Source organism: Pseudomonas sp. SWRI179, from assembly GCF_014268705.1.
Lineage (GTDB): Bacteria > Pseudomonadota > Gammaproteobacteria > Pseudomonadales > Pseudomonadaceae > Aquipseudomonas > Aquipseudomonas zanjanensis.
Genome location: NZ_JABWRA010000010.1, coordinates 30,557 through 46,152 on the forward strand (window position 1 = coordinate 30,557; position 15,596 = coordinate 46,152).

Annotated in this window: 15 protein-coding genes and 1 pseudogene; 10 read left to right on the forward strand and 6 right to left on the reverse strand. The window is 61.9% G+C overall.

Annotated elements, in window-relative coordinates; all coding sequences use genetic code 11:
* Window positions 1-104: 104 nt before the first annotated feature.
* The 3 genes from dgcA to HU767_RS07870 form a co-directional block, all read right to left on the reverse strand.
* Window positions 105-2,165 carry a dimethylglycine demethylation protein DgcA gene (gene dgcA, locus HU767_RS07860; protein ID WP_045157161.1) on the reverse strand — a complete coding sequence of 687 codons (2,061 nt, stop codon included), beginning with the start codon at window positions 2,163-2,165 and terminating at the stop codon, window positions 105-107.
* Between the two features lie 15 nt (window positions 2,166-2,180).
* Window positions 2,181-2,711: a DUF5943 domain-containing protein gene (locus HU767_RS07865; RefSeq protein ID WP_018612374.1), complete on the reverse strand. Its 531-nt coding sequence runs from the start codon at window positions 2,709-2,711 to the stop codon at window positions 2,181-2,183.
* A gap of 78 nt (window positions 2,712-2,789) precedes the next feature.
* Window positions 2,790-3,767 (reverse strand): dipeptidase, encoded by a 978-nt coding sequence (locus HU767_RS07870; RefSeq protein ID WP_030139307.1) that lies wholly within the window; start codon window positions 3,765-3,767, stop codon window positions 2,790-2,792.
* Between the two features lie 233 nt (window positions 3,768-4,000).
* On the opposite strand from HU767_RS07870, the gene HU767_RS07875 reads away from it, so the two are divergent.
* The 4 genes and pseudogenes from HU767_RS07875 to HU767_RS07890 all read left to right on the forward strand — a co-directional run bounded on the left by HU767_RS07875 (window position 4,001) and on the right by HU767_RS07890 (window position 6,000).
* Window positions 4,001-4,402, forward strand: a complete 402-nt coding sequence (locus HU767_RS07875; protein WP_186729243.1) for a lysozyme inhibitor LprI family protein — start codon at window positions 4,001-4,003, stop codon at window positions 4,400-4,402.
* A gap of 19 nt (window positions 4,403-4,421) precedes the next feature.
* Window positions 4,422-4,640: pseudogene (locus HU767_RS07880) on the forward strand (helix-turn-helix transcriptional regulator); the annotation flags it as partial.
* 117 nt (window positions 4,641-4,757) lie between these two features.
* Entirely contained in the window at window positions 4,758-5,534 is a 777-nt protein-coding gene (locus tag HU767_RS07885) for a DUF4239 domain-containing protein (protein ID WP_186729165.1), read from the forward strand.
* A 49-nt stretch (window positions 5,535-5,583) separates the two neighbouring features.
* Window positions 5,584-6,000 carry a DUF3010 family protein gene (locus HU767_RS07890; protein ID WP_186729167.1) on the forward strand — a complete coding sequence of 139 codons (417 nt, stop codon included), beginning with the start codon at window positions 5,584-5,586 and terminating at the stop codon, window positions 5,998-6,000.
* A 170-nt stretch (window positions 6,001-6,170) separates the two neighbouring features.
* Here HU767_RS07890 and HU767_RS07895 read toward each other — a convergent pair whose 3' ends face one another.
* The gene (locus HU767_RS07895; RefSeq protein ID WP_186729169.1) at window positions 6,171-7,355 is read right to left on the reverse strand and encodes a hypothetical protein; all 1,185 of its coding nucleotides are present in this window, start codon (window positions 7,353-7,355) and stop codon (window positions 6,171-6,173) included.
* A 68-nt stretch (window positions 7,356-7,423) separates the two neighbouring features.
* Entirely contained in the window at window positions 7,424-8,383 is a 960-nt protein-coding gene (locus HU767_RS07900) for a GlxA family transcriptional regulator (RefSeq protein ID WP_186707130.1), read from the reverse strand.
* A 187-nt stretch (window positions 8,384-8,570) separates the two neighbouring features.
* Here HU767_RS07900 and choX point away from each other — a divergent pair, with 187 nt between their 5' ends.
* The 6 genes from choX to HU767_RS07930 all read left to right on the forward strand — a co-directional run bounded on the left by choX (window position 8,571) and on the right by HU767_RS07930 (window position 14,048).
* Entirely contained in the window at window positions 8,571-9,515 is a 945-nt protein-coding gene (choX, locus tag HU767_RS07905) for a choline ABC transporter substrate-binding protein (RefSeq protein WP_186707129.1), read from the forward strand.
* Window positions 9,516-9,587: 72 nt separating this feature from the next.
* Window positions 9,588-10,475: a 3-keto-5-aminohexanoate cleavage protein gene (locus HU767_RS07910; RefSeq protein ID WP_186707128.1), complete on the forward strand. Its 888-nt coding sequence runs from the start codon at window positions 9,588-9,590 to the stop codon at window positions 10,473-10,475.
* 185 nt (window positions 10,476-10,660) lie between these two features.
* Window positions 10,661-11,626 carry an L-carnitine dehydrogenase gene (locus HU767_RS07915; RefSeq protein WP_186707127.1) on the forward strand — a complete coding sequence of 322 codons (966 nt, stop codon included), beginning with the start codon at window positions 10,661-10,663 and terminating at the stop codon, window positions 11,624-11,626.
* 126 nt (window positions 11,627-11,752) lie between these two features.
* The gene (locus tag HU767_RS07920; RefSeq protein WP_186729172.1) at window positions 11,753-12,229 is read left to right on the forward strand and encodes a thioesterase family protein; all 477 of its coding nucleotides are present in this window, start codon (window positions 11,753-11,755) and stop codon (window positions 12,227-12,229) included.
* A 20-nt stretch (window positions 12,230-12,249) separates the two neighbouring features.
* The gene (locus HU767_RS07925) at window positions 12,250-13,413 is read left to right on the forward strand and encodes a gamma-butyrobetaine dioxygenase (RefSeq protein WP_186729174.1); all 1,164 of its coding nucleotides are present in this window, start codon (window positions 12,250-12,252) and stop codon (window positions 13,411-13,413) included.
* A 371-nt stretch (window positions 13,414-13,784) separates the two neighbouring features.
* Entirely contained in the window at window positions 13,785-14,048 is a 264-nt protein-coding gene (locus HU767_RS07930) for a hypothetical protein (protein WP_186707124.1), read from the forward strand.
* A 127-nt stretch (window positions 14,049-14,175) separates the two neighbouring features.
* On the opposite strand, the gene HU767_RS07935 is transcribed toward HU767_RS07930, so the two are convergent.
* Entirely contained in the window at window positions 14,176-15,279 is a 1,104-nt protein-coding gene (locus tag HU767_RS07935) for a GlxA family transcriptional regulator (protein ID WP_042731607.1), read from the reverse strand.
* Between the last annotated feature and the right edge of the window lie 317 nt (window positions 15,280-15,596).

Genomic DNA, 15,596 nt, shown 5'->3' on the forward strand with positions numbered 1-15,596 from the left:
GGGAGCGGGCTTGCTCGCGAAGGCGGTGTGACAGTCAGCTTATGTGTGGCTGACAAAATGCATTCGCGAGCAAGCCCGCTCCCACAGGGGTTTGGTGCAAGCCGTTAGAAATCCTTGCACAACCGCAGGGCGTCGTAGATGGCCGCGTGGGTATTACGCTGGGCCACGCAGTCGCCGATGCGGAACAGCAGGTAGCCATCGCCGCTCTGTTCCAGGCATGGCTGGGGCTTGATCGCGAACAGGGCTTCGACGTCGATCTGGCCCTTGTTGCGCGAACCCTCCTTGAGCGCGTAGTAGATTTCTTCGTCCGGCCGCACGCCGTTCTCCACCACCACCTGGTCCACCACGCGTTCTTCCTTGGCGCCGGTGTATTCGTTCTCCAGCACCGCCACCAGCTTGTCGCCTTCGCGGTAGACCTTCTCCAGCATCATGTCCCCGGTCATGATCACTTCCTTGGGGTACATGCTGCGGTAGTAGGTGGGGAACGACGTCCCGCCAATGGCCACGCCCGGCTTGATGTCGTCGGTGACGATCTCGACCTGGCTGCCCTTGTCGGCGAGGAAGTCGGCCACCGACATGCCGGTGAACTCGCAGATGGTGTCGTAGACCAGCACGTTCTTGCCCGGCGCGACCTTGCCGTCGAGCACGTCCCAGCTGCTGACCACCAGCCCTTCGGCGGCGCCCCAGTGTTCGTTCTGCTCCAGGTTCGGATGGCCGCCAACGGCCAGCACGACCACGTCCGGACGCAGGTCCATGATGGTCGCCGCATCAGCCGCCACGCCCAGGCGCAGGTCGACTTTCAGCCGCGCCAGTTCCAGCTGGAACCAACGGGTGATACCGGCGATCTGGTCCCGTTGCGGGGCCTTCGAGGCGGTGGTGATCTGCCCGCCGATGAATTCCTTCTTCTCGAACAGGGTCACATCGTGCCCACGTTCGGCGGCCACGCGCGCGGCTTCCATCCCGGCCGGGCCGGCACCGACCACCACGACTTTGCGCTTGGGCCCGGTGGACTTCTCGATGATGTGCGGCACGCCCATGTATTCACGGGAAGTCGCGGCGTTCTGGATGCACAGCACGTCCAAGCCTTGGTACTGGCGGTCGATGCAGTAGTTGGCGCCGACGCACTGCTTGATCTGGTCGATCTGGCCCATCTTGATCTTGGCGATCAGGTGCGGGTCGGCGATGTGGGCACGGGTCATGCCGACCATGTCGACGTAACCGCCCTCCAGGATCCGCGTGGCCTGGTTCGGGTCCTTGATGTTCTGCGCGTGCAGCACCGGGACCTTGACCACTTCCTTGATACCGGCGGCCAAGTGCAGGAACGGCTCCGGTGGATAACTCATGTTCGGGATGACGTTGGCCAGGGTGTTGTGGGTGTCGCAACCCGAGCCCACCACGCCGATGAAATCGAGCATGCCGGTGTCGTCGTAGTACTTGGCGATCTGCTTCATGTCCTCGTGGGACAAGCCGTCCGGGTGGAACTCGTCACCACACAGGCGCATGCCCACGCAGAAATCGTCGCCCACTTCGGCACGCACGGCCTTCAACACTTCCAGGCCGAACTTCATGCGGCCTTCAAAGCTGCCGCCCCATTCGTCGGTACGCTTGTTGACCCGTGGGCTCCAGAACTGGTCGATCATGTGCTGGTGCACCGCCGACAATTCGACGCCGTCCAGGCCACCGGCCTTGGCCCGGCGCGCGGCCTGGGCGTAGTTGCCGATCACCCGCCAGATCTCTTCCGGCTCGATGGTCTTGCAGGTGGCACGGTGTACCGGCTCACGCACGCCGGACGGCGACATCAGGGTCGGCCAGTTGAAGCCGTCCCAGCGCGAGCGACGGCCCATGTGGGTAATCTGGATCATGATCTTGGCGCCATGCTTGTGCATGGCGTCGGCCAGGTTCTGGAAGTGCGGGATGATGCGGTCGGTGGACAGGTTCACCGAGCTCCACCATTCCTGGGGGCTGTCGATGGCAACCACCGACGAGCCACCACAGATCGCCAGGCCGATGCCGCCCTTGGCCTTCTCTTCGTAATACTTCACGTACCGGTCGGTGGTCATGCCGCCGTCGGTGGCGTAGACCTCGGCGTGCGCGGTGCTGAGCACGCGGTTGCGGATGGTCAGCTTGCCGATCTGGATCGGCTGGAACATTGCTTCAAAAGCCATGGCGCGATCCTCGACTTACAACGGCTTGACGATGAACAGGCCGTCGTCGTGGCCTTCTTCGGAACCGCCGTAGACCTGTTCGGCCACGGTGCGGATCTGGCTGCCGCGCGCGGCGAGGATCTGGTCCATGGCGCCGGCGAACCAGCCGGTGAACATGTAGTCGACCTTGCGCCCGACCTTGCCATACACATAGACGAACGCCGAGTGTTCGAGCTTGACGCTGGCGGTGCCTTTGTCCAGGTCGATGTCCTGGATCTTGAACAGGCCCCAGCCACGCTGGGACAGGCGCTTCATGTAGTGCTCGAACACCGCGACGCCTTCCAGGCCGTGGCACTCGGCTTCTTTTTCGCACCAGTGCCAGGCGGATTTGTAGCCGGCCTTGTAGAGAATCTCGGCGTAGGCGTCGGCGCCCAGCACTTCCTCGATGCCCATGTGGTTGTTGACGAAGAAGTGACGCGGCACGTACAGCATCGGCAGGGCGTCGGAGGTCCAGACACCGGTTTCGCTGTCGACTTCGATAGGCAGTTGCGGGGCGATCTTGGCCATGAAAACTTGACTCCGGAAATTCGTGATGTGCCTGCGGCGCGAGTGGCCGCAGGTAAGGATTCAGTGATGCAGCGGGGTTTACTCGCCCCAGACGTCCTTGAGGACGTTCACCCAGTTCTCGCCCATGATCTTGCGCACTACCCGCTCAGGATGGCCGCGCTTGAGCAGCGTCTCGGTGAGGTTCGGGAACTCGCCCACGGTGCGGATGCCCAGGGGGTTGATGATCTTGCCGAAGCTGGTCAGGCGACGGGCGTAGCCCTTGTCGTGGGTCAGCATTTCGAAGAAATCCTGGCCATGGCCCTGGGTGAAGTCGGTGCCGATGCCGATGGCGTCCTCGCCGACGATGTTCATGGTGTATTCGATGGCTTCGGCGTAGTCGTCGATGGTCGAATCGATGCCCTTGGCCAGGAACGGCGCGAACATGGTCACGCCGACGAAACCACCGTGGTCGGCAATGAACTTCAGCTCTTCATCGGATTTGTTGCGCGGGTGTTCTTTCAGGCCGGACGGCAGGCAGTGGGAGTAGCAGACCGGCTTTTTCGATTCGAGGATGACTTCTTCGGAAGTCTTGGAACCGACGTGGGACAGGTCGCACATGATGCCGACGCGGTTCATCTCGGCGACGATCTCGCGACCGAAGCCCGACAGGCCGCCGTCGCGCTCGTAGCAGCCGGTGCCCACCAGGTTCTGGGTGTTGTAGCACATCTGCACCACACCGACGCCGAGCTGCTTGAATATCTCGACGTAGCCGAGCTGGTCTTCGAAGGCATGGGCGTTCTGGAAGCCGAAGATGATGCCGGTCTTGCCCTGCTCCTTGGCGCGACGGATGTCGGCGGTGGTTTTCACCGGGATCACCAGGTCGCTGTTCTCGCGGATCAGTTTCTGGCTGGCGACGATGTTGTTGATGGTGGCCTGGAAACCTTCCCACACCGACACGGTGCAGTTGGCTGCGGTCAGGCCGCCCTTGCGCATGTCTTCGAACAGGTCGCGGTTCCACTTGGCAATGATCAGCCCGTCGATAACGATGCTGTCGGCGTGCAATTCGGCTGGGCTCATCAGGCAGTCCCCTTGTTAGCGATTCATGCGCCGAATCGTGTGCCGGCGCTTTGGGGCCAGCATATGCCTGAGGGCCGTCGCGACCCGGTGCAAAAACGACAGGGGAATTGCCGAAAGCGTCAATCCACGACAATGGGCTACAACGGGCCCACCCTGCCCGTCTGTTCTTTACCCGACGCTTGCGCCAGAATCCGCCGCATCACTGGTTTTCACTGGACTTGAGCGGCAACGCGATGAAATCACTTTTCCTGGCATTGGCACTGATCAGCACCCTGGCACACGCAACCGAAGACACCGAGCCCAACCCCTGCGACGAAGTTGAAAACGACGTCCAGACCCTGGCCTGCTCGGCCTATGGCAAAACCGCCGCCGAACAATTACTGGGCGAAAACCTGCAGAGCCTCTTGGAGCGCCTGCAAACCCGCTACGCCAGCGACAAGGCCCAGCTCAACGACATCACCGCCAAGGTCAAGACCGCGCAGCAACTGTGGCAAAAACAGCGCGACGCCGACTGCGCCATCGCCGCCTTCCCGGCCAAACCTGGCAGCGACGCCTACAAAATCGCCGAAAACGACTGCATGGCCCAGGTGAGCGACGATCGGTCGGAGTTTTTGGAGTCGATTGGGCAGGAGTAACTCTTCTATGAATAACCACTTGATTCCCCATGAAGTCGTCAGCCATATCGTTGACGGCGCAACCACTGTCCGTGCCTGGCGCGAGCATTTGAATCTTACTCAGGATGAAGTCGCCAAGCGCCTGGGTATTTCCCAACCGGCGTTTGCCCAGCAAGAATCTGTGGCCAAACCTCGCCGGGCCACTCGTGAAAAGATTGCTATTGCCTTTGGCATTCACGCTGACCAACTGGAACTATAAGTCCCGAGAGAACACGCTCTCCAAGGATGAATCAGCCAGCGCCGTCTACACTGGCTGCATACCCGTCCGAGCCGGGCTGTACAGACGAGTCACACACGATGATCAGAGGATTTTCGTATGCACTCTCTTACCGCCTTGCCCATTTATGGGTTAACCATCTTTATCGCCATCGTGCTGGGCATCGAAGCCGGTCGACGGGTCGGCAACCGTCACCTGGCCCAGGACCCGGACGGCGCTCGCCAGGGCATCGGGGCCATCGAAGGCGCGGTGTTTGGCCTGCTGGCGCTGCTGATTGCCTTTACCTTCTCCGGCGCGGCTTCGCGCCTGGATCAGCGCCGTGCATTGATCGTCGCCGAAACCAACGCCATGGGCACCGCCTGGTTGCGCCTGGACCTTCTGCCCGCCAGTGAACAACCGCAGATCCGCCAGGCATTCCGGGACTATGTCGATGCGCGCATCGAATACTACCGCGACTTGCGCGAGGATGAAGTCGACGAAGCGGCCCATGACCGAGCCAATGACCTGCAGCAAGCCATCTGGAAACATACCGTCGCAGCGCTGCAACAGATGCCCACACCGACCCTGGGCACACCCGTGCTGCAAGCACAAAACGAAATGATCGACATCACCACGACGCGCGCCGTGGCTCATGAAACCCATCCGCCCCTGACCATTTACCTGATGCTGGTGACCATGACCCTGATCAGCGCCCTGCTGATTGGCTACGGCATGGCCGGCACCCGGCAACGCAACTGGCTGCACAGCCTCGGCTACGCGGCGGTAATGGTCTGCGTGCTGTATGTGATTCTGGATTTCGAATACCCGCGCTTTGGCGTGATCCGGGTCGATTATTTCGACAAGATCATGCTGGACCTGCGAGCGAGCATGAATTGAGCAAGGTGGATAGACTGGCGCTCCAGACCTCCGGAATCCAAGGCCACCCATGATCATCTGCGGCATCGAAATCAAAGGCAGCGAAGCGATCATCGCCGTTGCCTCGCTAGACCAGCAAGCGTTGAGCCACGTTGCGCTGAGCACCAAGAAAATCGCCCTGGACGACGATGACGACGCCGCCAACGTCAAGGCTTTCGCCGCCCAGGTGCGGACGTTCGTGACGGACAACGGCATCGAACGCATCGCCATCAAGAAGCGCAGCAAGAAAGGCGAGTTCGCCGGTGGCCCGACCACGTTCAAGATCGAAGGGGTTTTCCAGTTGCTGGAGGGTTGTGAGGTAACGCTGCTGTCGCCGCAGACCATCAACGCCCAGAGCAAGAAACATGACTTCGCCCTGCCAGCGACGCTGAACAAGTATCAGCATGAAGCCTATAAAGCAGCCTGCTCGGCGCTGATGAAGAAATAGACCTTTCCCAGCCGAACGGGCACCTGTGGGGAGTTTTTTGTGGGAGCAAAGCTTGCTCGCGATGAAAGCGATGCGGTCCTTCAGAAACCGAGTCGACTGTTTCGCGAGCAAGCTTTGCTCCCATAAAATCCCCTCTCCACACAGCTCACTATGCTCGACCGCCAATCGGGTCAGGACCGATTCTGTTGCTGGCGATACCCCTTCAACCACTCCGCAAACGCCTTGTCCTCCAACGCATAACCACCGCGATTGGATTTCCACACCAATTCCTTTTCACGCAACGCATCGATACACGATTGGATGGTCTGGGTACCGGGCACGACTTCGCTTCCCATGCTCTTCAATGCCTTGCTCACCGCCTCCAATGTTGAATCGGTGAAGGGCGCGAAGGGCTCGTTGTTCTGCGAGCGCTCGGCCATGACCTGCAACACGGCCCGTTGCGGCACCGTCAGGGCGTTCCAGGCGCTCTCGAATTCGGTCCAGACGCCGGCGCGCAGCATTTCGGCGCTGTTGCGCAGCAACTCCCCCAAATGGCTCGCCTCGCCCAGTTCCAGGGCAATTTCGCCGATGACGCTGCGCAACATCTCCGGACGGCGCCCTACCAACTCGAACGCCTGGTCCAGGTCATCGGCGTTGAACTGATTGGTCTGGGCCAAGTGTGCGTTCAAATGGGCGGTGTAGGCCTGGGTGAAGGCTTTGCCCAGCAAAGGGAACGGCGTGATGCTGGATCCGTAGAACGGTTGGTTGCGACTCAGCACCAAGTGGGCGAGCTTGTCGCGATTGGAACCGGTGAACACCAGCCGCAGGCCACTGGTATCGCCCTCGCGCCCCTGGTTGAGCTGGTCACGGGCCGCCTTGAGGCCAAACATCGCGTTGACCCCGGCCTCGGTGGTCAAGGCATGCTGGGCTTCATCGATTACCAGCACCACGGTTTTATCCGCGGCACGGTGCAACAGCTCCAGTGCCTGGGTCAGCGTCGCCCCTTCGGGCAGTTGCGGCTGGCTGAAATCCCACGACAACGTGCGCAAGAAGCTGAGTTTGTCGATGCCCATGGATTTGGCGAGCTTGCGGATGCCCTTCTCATAAGGCACCAGTGCTCCGGCGATGGCCGAAGCGATCAAGTCGGCAGGGTCCTTCTCCTTGTTGGCCCAAAGGTCGACGTAGACCGCGAGCCAACCTCGCGTCTCGCATTCGGGAATCAAGTCCTCGCGCAGGAACGTACTTTTTCCGGTACGCCTTGGCGCGGCCAGGAACAGGCCTGAGGTGTAATCCTGGATCCCGGCGCCGGCCAGCCCATCGACAATATTGCGGGCCAGATCAGGACGCCGGAAGACAAAACCGGGGTGCTTGGACATGGTTTTATACTCAATTATGGCGACAGGTATAATTTATAGTCGCGAGTATAATTGAGTATAAAAGCCTGTCAAACCAGCTCCCGACCATCCCCCTGCCGCCGCCGATCCTCCCGCGGACACCGTGCGAACCGGGTCCGATAGCTGCGGGTGAAATACGAAGGCGACTCAAACCCGCAGGCGATGCTCACTTCCAGCACGCTCATGTCGGTCTGGCGCAGCAACTGCCGGGCCTTTTCCAGGCGCAGGCGCAAGTAGAAGTTGCTCGGCGTGTCGTTCAGGTGCAGGCGGAACAGCCTTTCGAGCTGGCGACGAGTGACGTTGATCGACTCGGCCAGCGCCAAAGTACTCAGTGGTGGTTCACTGTGGGTTTCCATCTCGCCGATGACGTGCACCAGCTTCTTGTTGCGAATGCCGTAGCGGTTGGCGATTTCCATGCGCTGGTGATCTTTGCGTGGACGGATGCGGCCGAGCACAAATTGCTCGCTGACCTGGATCGCCAGTTCCGAACCGTGGGCCTGGCCGATCAGGTCGAGCATCAGGTCGATGGACGCGGTGCCGCCCGCACAAGTGATACGGCGACGGTCGATTTCGAACAGTTCCTGGGTCACGCCAAGCTGCGGATAAGACTCCTTGAATGCCTCGATGGCTTCCCAGTGCAACGTCACCCGGTGCCCTTCCAGCAGCCCCGCCTCGGCCAGGACCACGCTGCCGGTGTCGATGCCGCCCAGGATCACGCCTTCGTTGTCCAGCCGATGCAGCCAGCGTTCCAGTGCCGGGGTGACAAACTTCAGCGGCTCGAACCCCGCCACCACCCAAAGGGTCGCGCCTTTCTTCAAGGGCTCCAGCGCGGCATCGGCGTTGACCGACATGCCATTGCTCGCCAGCACCGCCCCGCCATCGATGCTCAACACATGCCAGCGGTACAACTCGCCGCGAAAGCGATTGGCGACCCGCAACGGTTCGATGGCCGAGATGAAACCGATGGCCGAGAAACCCGGCATCAACAAGAAGTAGAAATCCTGGGACATGGAGCGCACTCGGTTGACGGGCAGCGTGCGGACCTTGATACGCCAGTTGCAACAACCGTTCAAGAGTCGCTGCAGTGCAAGAGCACGTCGCCGCTGTGCGTTTTGCCCTGCCCGGGGCTGCGTAACGTGGCATCACCGGCGCACAGACACCGGGCCCCATAACAATAAGCTGCCGAGGAACCTGACAATGAAACGACTGATCAGCTACTGCGTTCTCGCACTCAGCGCCACGCCTCTCCTGAGCCCGGCCGCCATGGCCGCCGAGCCCGCCGCCTGCCAGAACGTACGCCTGGGCGTGGTCAACTGGACCGACGTCATCGCCACCAGCGCCCTGACTCAAGTGATGCTCGACGGCCTCGGCTACAAGACCAAGCAAACCAGCGCCTCCCAACAAATCATCTTCGCCGGCATCCGCGACCAGCGCCTGGACCTGTTCCTCGGCTACTGGAACCCGTTGATGACCCAGACCATCACCCCGTTCGTCGAGGCCAAGCAGGTCAAGGTGCTGGAGCAGCCCAGCCTCAAGGACGCCCGCGCCACCCTGGCCGTGCCGACCTACCTGGCCGACAAGGGCCTGAAGACCTTCGCCGACATCGCCAAATTCGAAAAAGAGTTGGGCGGCAAGATCTACGGCATCGAACCCGGCTCCGGCGCCAATACCCAGATCAAGGCGATGATCGCCAAGAACCAGTTCGGCCTGGGCAAATTCCAACTGGTGGAGTCCAGCGAAGCCGGCATGCTCGCCGCCGTGGACCGTGCCGTGCGGCGCAAGGAAGCCGTGGTGTTCTTCGGCTGGGCCCCGCACCCGATGAACGTCAACGTGCAAATGACCTACCTCACCGGCAGCGAAGACGCCCTCGGCCCGAACGAAGGCATGGCCACCGTGTGGACCGTCACCGCGCCGAACTACGCCGAGCAATGTCCGAACGTCGGTCGCTTGCTGAGCAACCTGACCTTCAGCGCCGAAGACGAGAGCCGGATGATGCAACCGTTGCTCGATCACAAGGACCCGCTCGAATCGGCCCGGCAATGGCTCAAGGATCATCCGCAAGACAAACAACGTTGGCTCGAAGGCGTGACCACCTTCGACGGCAAACCGGCCGCGGACAACCTGAAACTCACCAGCAACTGATCAACCGATCGCCATCTGCGCAGCAGTACAAGGGCTGCGCAGTGACTCACCACGCCTGAAGGAACCCGCACCATGAACCACGACGTCATCATCACCTGCGCACTCACCGGTGCTGGCGACACGACCGCCAAGAGCCCCCACGTGCCGGTCACCCCGAAACAGATCGCTGCCGCTGCCGTGGAGGCGGCGAAAGCCGGGGCCACGGTGGTCCATTGCCACGTCCGTGACCCGCAGACCGGCAAGTTCAGCCGCGACGTGGCGTTGTACCGCGAAGTGATGGAGCGCATCCGTGAGGCGGACGTGGACATCATCGTCAACCTCACCGCCGGCATGGGCGGCGACCTGGAGATCGGCGGCGGCGAACGACCGATGGAGTTCGGTCCCAACACCGACCTGGTAGGCCCGCTGACCCGCCTGGCTCATGTCGAGGAGCTGTTGCCGGAAATCTGCACATTGGATTGCGGCACCCTGAACTTCGGCGACGGCGACACCATTTACGTTTCCACCCCGGCACAACTGCGGGCCGGCGCCAAGCGCATCACTGAGCTGGGGGTCAAGGCCGAGCTGGAGATCTTCGACACCGGTCACCTGTGGTTCGCCAAGCAACTGATCAAGGAAGGCCTGCTGGACAACCCGCTGTTCCAGCTCTGCCTGGGCATCCCGTGGGGGGCTCCGGCCGACACCACTACCATGAAAGCCATGGTCGACAACCTGCCGGCCGACGCGGTGTGGGCCGGCTTCGGCATCGGTCGCATGCAAATGCCGATGGCCGCCCAGGCGGTGCTGCTGGGGGGCAACGTGCGGGTCGGGCTGGAAGACAACCTTTGGCTGGACAAAGGCGTGCTCGCCACCAACGGCCAACTGGTGGAGCGCGCCGGAGAAATCCTCAGCCGCCTTGGGGCCCGCGTGCTCACGCCGGCGGAAGGTCGCAAGAAAATGGGCCTGGTGCAGCGCGGCTGAACCGAATCAATTCCTTGGATCTGCAGTGAAGGCAGATTCCATATTCACCACTGACCCAATGTGGGAGCGGGCTTGCTCGCGAAGAGGCCGGTACATCCGATGGTTCTCCTGTGGAAGGAATGCCGTCTTCGCGAGCAAGCCCGCTCCCACACTTTTTAGATCACCGACCTTTTCAGGAAACCACCATGAGCTTTATCACCGACATCAAGACCTTCGCCGCCCTGGGCAGCGGTGTGATCGGCAGCGGCTGGGTCAGCCGGGCCCTGGCCCATGGCCTCGACGTCGTCGCCTGGGACCCCGCGCCGGGTGCCGAGGCGGCGCTGCGCAAACGCGTCGCCAACGCCTGGGGCGCCCTGGAGAAACAAGGCTTGGCTCCCGGCGCTTCGCAAGATCGGCTGCGCTTTGTCGCCACCATCGAAGAATGCGTGCGCGACGCTGATTTCATCCAGGAAAGCGCTCCCGAGCGACTGGAACTCAAGCTCGAACTGCACGCCCAGATCAGCGCCGCCGCCAAGCCAAACGCGTTGATCGGTTCCAGTACCTCGGGCCTGCTGCCAAGCGAGTTCTATGAGAACGCCACCCACCCGGAACGCTGTGTGGTCGGGCACCCGTTCAACCCGGTCTACTTGTTGCCACTGGTGGAAGTGGTCGGCGGCAAAAACACCGCCCCCGAAGCGGTGCAAGCAGCGATGGAAGTCTACGAATCCCTCGGCATGCGGCCATTGCACGTACGCAAGGAAGTCCCCGGCTTCATCGCCGACCGCCTGCTCGAAGCGCTGTGGCGCGAAGCCCTGCACCTGGTCAACGACGGTGTCGCCACCACCGGGGAAATCGACGATGCGATCCGCTTTGGCGCCGGCCTGCGCTGGTCATTCATGGGTACGTTCCTGACCTACACCCTGGCCGGCGGCGATGCCGGCATGCGGCACTTCATGGCCCAGTTCGGCCCGGCACTGCAACTGCCATGGACCTACCTGCCGGCGCCGGAGCTGACCGAGAAGTTGATCGATGATGTAGTGGACGGCACGAGCGAGCAATTGGGCAGCCACAGCATCTCGGCCCTGGAGCGCTATCGTGATGATTGCCTGCTGGCGGTGCTGGAGGCTGTGAAGACCACCAAGGAAAAGCACGGAATGTCTTTCACTGAATAACCCCCGTGGGAGCGGGCTTGCTCGCGAAGAGGCCGGTACATCCGCTCAATATCGCGCGGTAGATACACCGTCTTCGCGAGCAAGCCCGCTCCCACATGAATCCCTCTCTTCTGTTGGATCGTCGTCATGCCCACCCTCACCACCTACCAAACCCGCATCCTCCCCGAATGGGTCGATTACAACGGCCATCTGCGCGATGCCTTCTACTTGCTGATCTTCAGCTACGCCACCGACGCGCTGATGGACCGGCTCGGCCTGGACAGCCAGAACCGCGAAGCCAGCGGCCACTCGTTGTTCACCCTCGAACTGCACCTCAATTACTTGCACGAAGTGAAGCTCGGCGCGGATGTCGAGGTGCATACGCAGCTCATCGGCCACGACGCCAAACGCTTGCACCTCTACCACAGCCTGCACCTGGTCGGCGGTGATAAAGAGCTGGCCGGCAACGAACAGATGTTGCTGCATGTCGACCTGGCCGGCCCGCGCTCAGCGCCATTTACCGAGCAGACCCTGGACCGACTCAAAGCCCTGTTGGACAGCCAAGCCGACCTGCCGACACCGACCTGCATCGGTCGAGTCATCGCCCTGCCACCCACCCGATAAGCCTCGACCAGGAGATCGCCATGAACACCGCTGCCGCTGTTGCCGACTTCCGACGCTATCCGCTTGTCCAGGCATTGACCGCTGCGACCCCCTTGACCAACCGGGTGCAAGTGACGTGGGCCGACGGCCGGGTCAGCCCGTTCCATCATCAATGGCTAAGGGACAACTGCCCGTGCCCGCAATGCGTCTACAGCGTTACCCGCGAGCAGGTCCTAGAGATTGTCGATGTCCCGGAAGACGTGACGCCCCGCCACATCAACATCGACGACGCGGGCCACCTGTGTGTGGTTTGGCAGGATGGCCACCGAAGCCTATTCGATCCGGGCTGGTTGCGCGCCCATGCGTATGACGATCAATCCAGGGCCGAACGCCTGGCAAACAAGCCACGCCGCCAGCTGTGGCGGCATGACCTGGAACTGCCTGTGTTCGAATACCAGGCACTGCTGACGGATGCCGACGCGCTGCTGCAATGGCTTCTGGCGGTGCGCGACATCGGCCTGACCCAAGTACGCGGCGTGCCCACCGAGCCCGGCTCGCTGAAACAGATCGCCCAACGCATTTCCTTTATCCGCGAGAGCAACTTCGGCGTGTTGTTCAACGTGCAGTCCAAGGCCGATGCCGACAGCAACGCGTACACCGCTTTCAACCTGCCGCTGCACAGCGACCTGCCGACCCGTGAGTTGCAACCGGGTTTGCAATTCCTGCACTGCCTGGTGAACGACGCCGACGGCGGCGAGAGCATTTTTGTCGACGGTTTTGCCATTGCCCAGACGCTGCGCCAGGAAGACCCCGAGGCCTTCGACGCGCTGTGCCAGATCCCGGTGGAGTTTCGCAACAAGGACCGCCACAGCGACTACCGCTGCCTGGCGCCCATCATCGCGCTGGATGCGCTGGGGCAGGTCGCGGAAATCCGCATGGCAAACTTCCTGCGCGGGCCCTTCGACACCTCGGTCGAGCAAATGCCCAGGCTCTACCGCGCCTACCGCCGCTTTATCGCCCTGACCCGCGAGCCGCAATTTCGCCTGGTGCAACGCCTCGAACCCGGCCAGCTCTGGTGCTTCGACAACCGCCGCACCCTCCATGCCCGCAACGCCTTCGACCCGGCCTCCGGGGCCCGGCATTTCCAGGGGTGTTACGTGGATCGGGATGAGCTGTTGTCGCGGATTCTGGTGTTGCAGCGTTAGACCGCGTAACGGCCATTCGCGAGCAAGCCCGCTCCCACAGGAATCCGCATTCCCATGTGGGAGCGGGCTTGCTCGCGAAGGCGCCCGACCAAACAACCCAATTTTTCCCTGATTTTCACAGGCAAAAAAATCCCCGATCAAGCCGTGACAGGATCGGGGCAGGAGCGTTACTGGAGGAGCCGTCGCGCGAGGGTGACCAAACCATCGTGATTCAGCTTGGGGCCAGTGTGCCCAGTCCAGGCCCGGGCAAGTTAGCCGAAAACGACGCCTCCATAGTCATTCATGACATTGCGACCATTTACCCTTGCCGCCGCTTCGGGTGGCTACCAGAATCGAGACACGACCCCAATCCCTGAACAAGGAAAAGCGTCATGATGCACGCCGATTTGATCGACCAGGAAGACCTGCTGGGCCACCTCAAGGCTCTGGGACTGCAAATACCCAGCGGCTCCACCGCCGAGCAGGCATGCGAATGCGCCGTGCGGGGGCTGGACAGGGCCCGCGCCAATGAATTGCGGCGGATGGTCAAGGACATGTACACCAGCAGCGCCACCATCCTGCCGGCCGTGCGCCAGGCGATCGATAAGCAGCTGTTGCCGGCGTTGACGCAATACCAGCAGAACCACAGCGCCTGACCTTGTGGCGAGGGAGCTTGCTCCCGCTGGGCTGCGTAGCAGCCCCAAAAAGCTTGGGACCGCTGCGCGCTGGAGCGCCAGCCCGGTCCAGCGGGAGCAAGCTCCCTCGCCACAAAAGCGCTGCGGTTTAGAGCCTCACACTGGCAAACGTCGACTCATTACGCGCCTGGCTCAGCGCCGACAGCGGCCCGGACAAGGGCGACAGCACCAGCGCCTGCGGCAGCGGCATCATCGCCACCTGTTGCGTGGTGTTGGAACCGACGCGCTCGTCGCGCGGCGGAATGCCGAAGTACTCTCGGTAGCATTTGGAGAAGTGCGGGGTGGAGACGAAGCCGCACACCGAGGCCACTTCGATGATCGACATCGGCGTCTGCTTGAGCAGTTGCCGCGCACGGATCAGCCGCAGCTTGAGGTAATAGCGCGACGGCGAGCAGTGCAGGTATTTCTGGAACAACCGCTCCAGCTGACGCCTGGATACAGCGACGTACACCGCCAATTCGTCCAGGTCGATCGGCTCTTCGAGGTTGGCCTCCATCAACGCGACGATTTCCTGCAACTTCGGCTGGTTGGTGCCAAGCATGTGCTTGAGCGGCACACGCTGGTGATCCTGCTCGTTGCGGATACGCTCGTAGACAAACATTTCCGAGATCGCCGCCGACAGCTCACGACCGTGATCGCGGCTGATCAGATGCAGCATCATGTCCAGCGGCGCGGTGCCGCCGGAGCTGGTGAAGCGGTTGCGGTCGAGGGTGAACAGGCGGGTACTCATCGATACCCGCGGGAAAGCTTCCTGCATCGCCGCCAGGCATTCCCAGTGCACGCTGCAATCGAAACCGTCCAGCAGGCCGGCGCAGGCCAGGGCCCAGCTGCCGGTGCAGACCGCGCCGAGGCGACGGGACTGGCGGGCCTGGCCTTGCAGCCATGACACGTGTTCACGGGTTACGGTGCGCTGGATGCCGATACCGCCACAGACGATGACCGTGTCCAAGGGCGGTGCCTTGTGCATGGAGGCGTCGGGGGTGATCTGCAAGCCATCACTGGCCCATACCTGGCCGCCGTCGACGGTCAGGGTGGTCCAGCGATACAGCTCGCGACCGGACAGTTGGTTGGCCATGCGTAGCGGTTCCACCGCGGACGCCAGGGAAATCAGCGTGAAATTGTCCAGCAGCAAAAAGCCGATGGATTGAGGCGCACGGTTCTGGGGTTGGGCCCCGGAGTTGGACGTCGTCATCGCGGTATCTCCTCACACAAAGCGGGTGATGGCCTCAGGCGGAGGCTCTTGTTATTGCCCATCATTCTCTTGCGTGAGACGGGGCTTTATCGGGATAGAGCAATTGCCATGCCTAAAATTGAATGTGTGTTCAATAAATCCTGAAAACGACATGGCGGCCTGTCTATATAAGGGGTGGATCAAGTCCAGGTTTTAGCTGCCATCCATGGCGGCAGGCACCGGTCACAAAGGGCCGTGAGCAGTTCGGTAGCACTTGTGGGAACTGGGCTGCGCCGTTTGCGCGAGGGTTGTCACCGCAAGCGCGGGGACGGACGGTG

Excerpts from the sequence above, each read along its gene's own strand:
- dgcA (WP_045157161.1), bottom strand. The coding sequence starts at position 2,165 with ATGGCTTTTGAAGCAATGTTCCAGCCGATCCAGATCGGCAAGCTGACC.
- HU767_RS07865 (WP_018612374.1), bottom strand. The coding sequence starts at position 2,711 with ATGGCCAAGATCGCCCCGCAACTGCCTATCGAAGTCGACAGCGAAACC.
- HU767_RS07870 (WP_030139307.1), bottom strand. The coding sequence starts at position 3,767 with ATGAGCCCAGCCGAATTGCACGCCGACAGCATCGTTATCGACGGGCTG.
- HU767_RS07875 (WP_186729243.1), top strand. The coding sequence starts at position 4,001 with ATGAAATCACTTTTCCTGGCATTGGCACTGATCAGCACCCTGGCACAC.
- HU767_RS07885 (WP_186729165.1), top strand. The coding sequence starts at position 4,758 with ATGCACTCTCTTACCGCCTTGCCCATTTATGGGTTAACCATCTTTATC.
- HU767_RS07890 (WP_186729167.1), top strand. The coding sequence starts at position 5,584 with ATGATCATCTGCGGCATCGAAATCAAAGGCAGCGAAGCGATCATCGCC.
- HU767_RS07895 (WP_186729169.1), bottom strand. The coding sequence starts at position 7,355 with ATGTCCAAGCACCCCGGTTTTGTCTTCCGGCGTCCTGATCTGGCCCGC.
- HU767_RS07900 (WP_186707130.1), bottom strand. The coding sequence starts at position 8,383 with ATGTCCCAGGATTTCTACTTCTTGTTGATGCCGGGTTTCTCGGCCATC.
- choX (WP_186707129.1), top strand. The coding sequence starts at position 8,571 with ATGAAACGACTGATCAGCTACTGCGTTCTCGCACTCAGCGCCACGCCT.
- HU767_RS07910 (WP_186707128.1), top strand. The coding sequence starts at position 9,588 with ATGAACCACGACGTCATCATCACCTGCGCACTCACCGGTGCTGGCGAC.
- HU767_RS07915 (WP_186707127.1), top strand. The coding sequence starts at position 10,661 with ATGAGCTTTATCACCGACATCAAGACCTTCGCCGCCCTGGGCAGCGGT.
- HU767_RS07920 (WP_186729172.1), top strand. The coding sequence starts at position 11,753 with ATGCCCACCCTCACCACCTACCAAACCCGCATCCTCCCCGAATGGGTC.
- HU767_RS07925 (WP_186729174.1), top strand. The coding sequence starts at position 12,250 with ATGAACACCGCTGCCGCTGTTGCCGACTTCCGACGCTATCCGCTTGTC.
- HU767_RS07930 (WP_186707124.1), top strand. The coding sequence starts at position 13,785 with ATGATGCACGCCGATTTGATCGACCAGGAAGACCTGCTGGGCCACCTC.
- HU767_RS07935 (WP_042731607.1), bottom strand. The coding sequence starts at position 15,279 with ATGACGACGTCCAACTCCGGGGCCCAACCCCAGAACCGTGCGCCTCAA.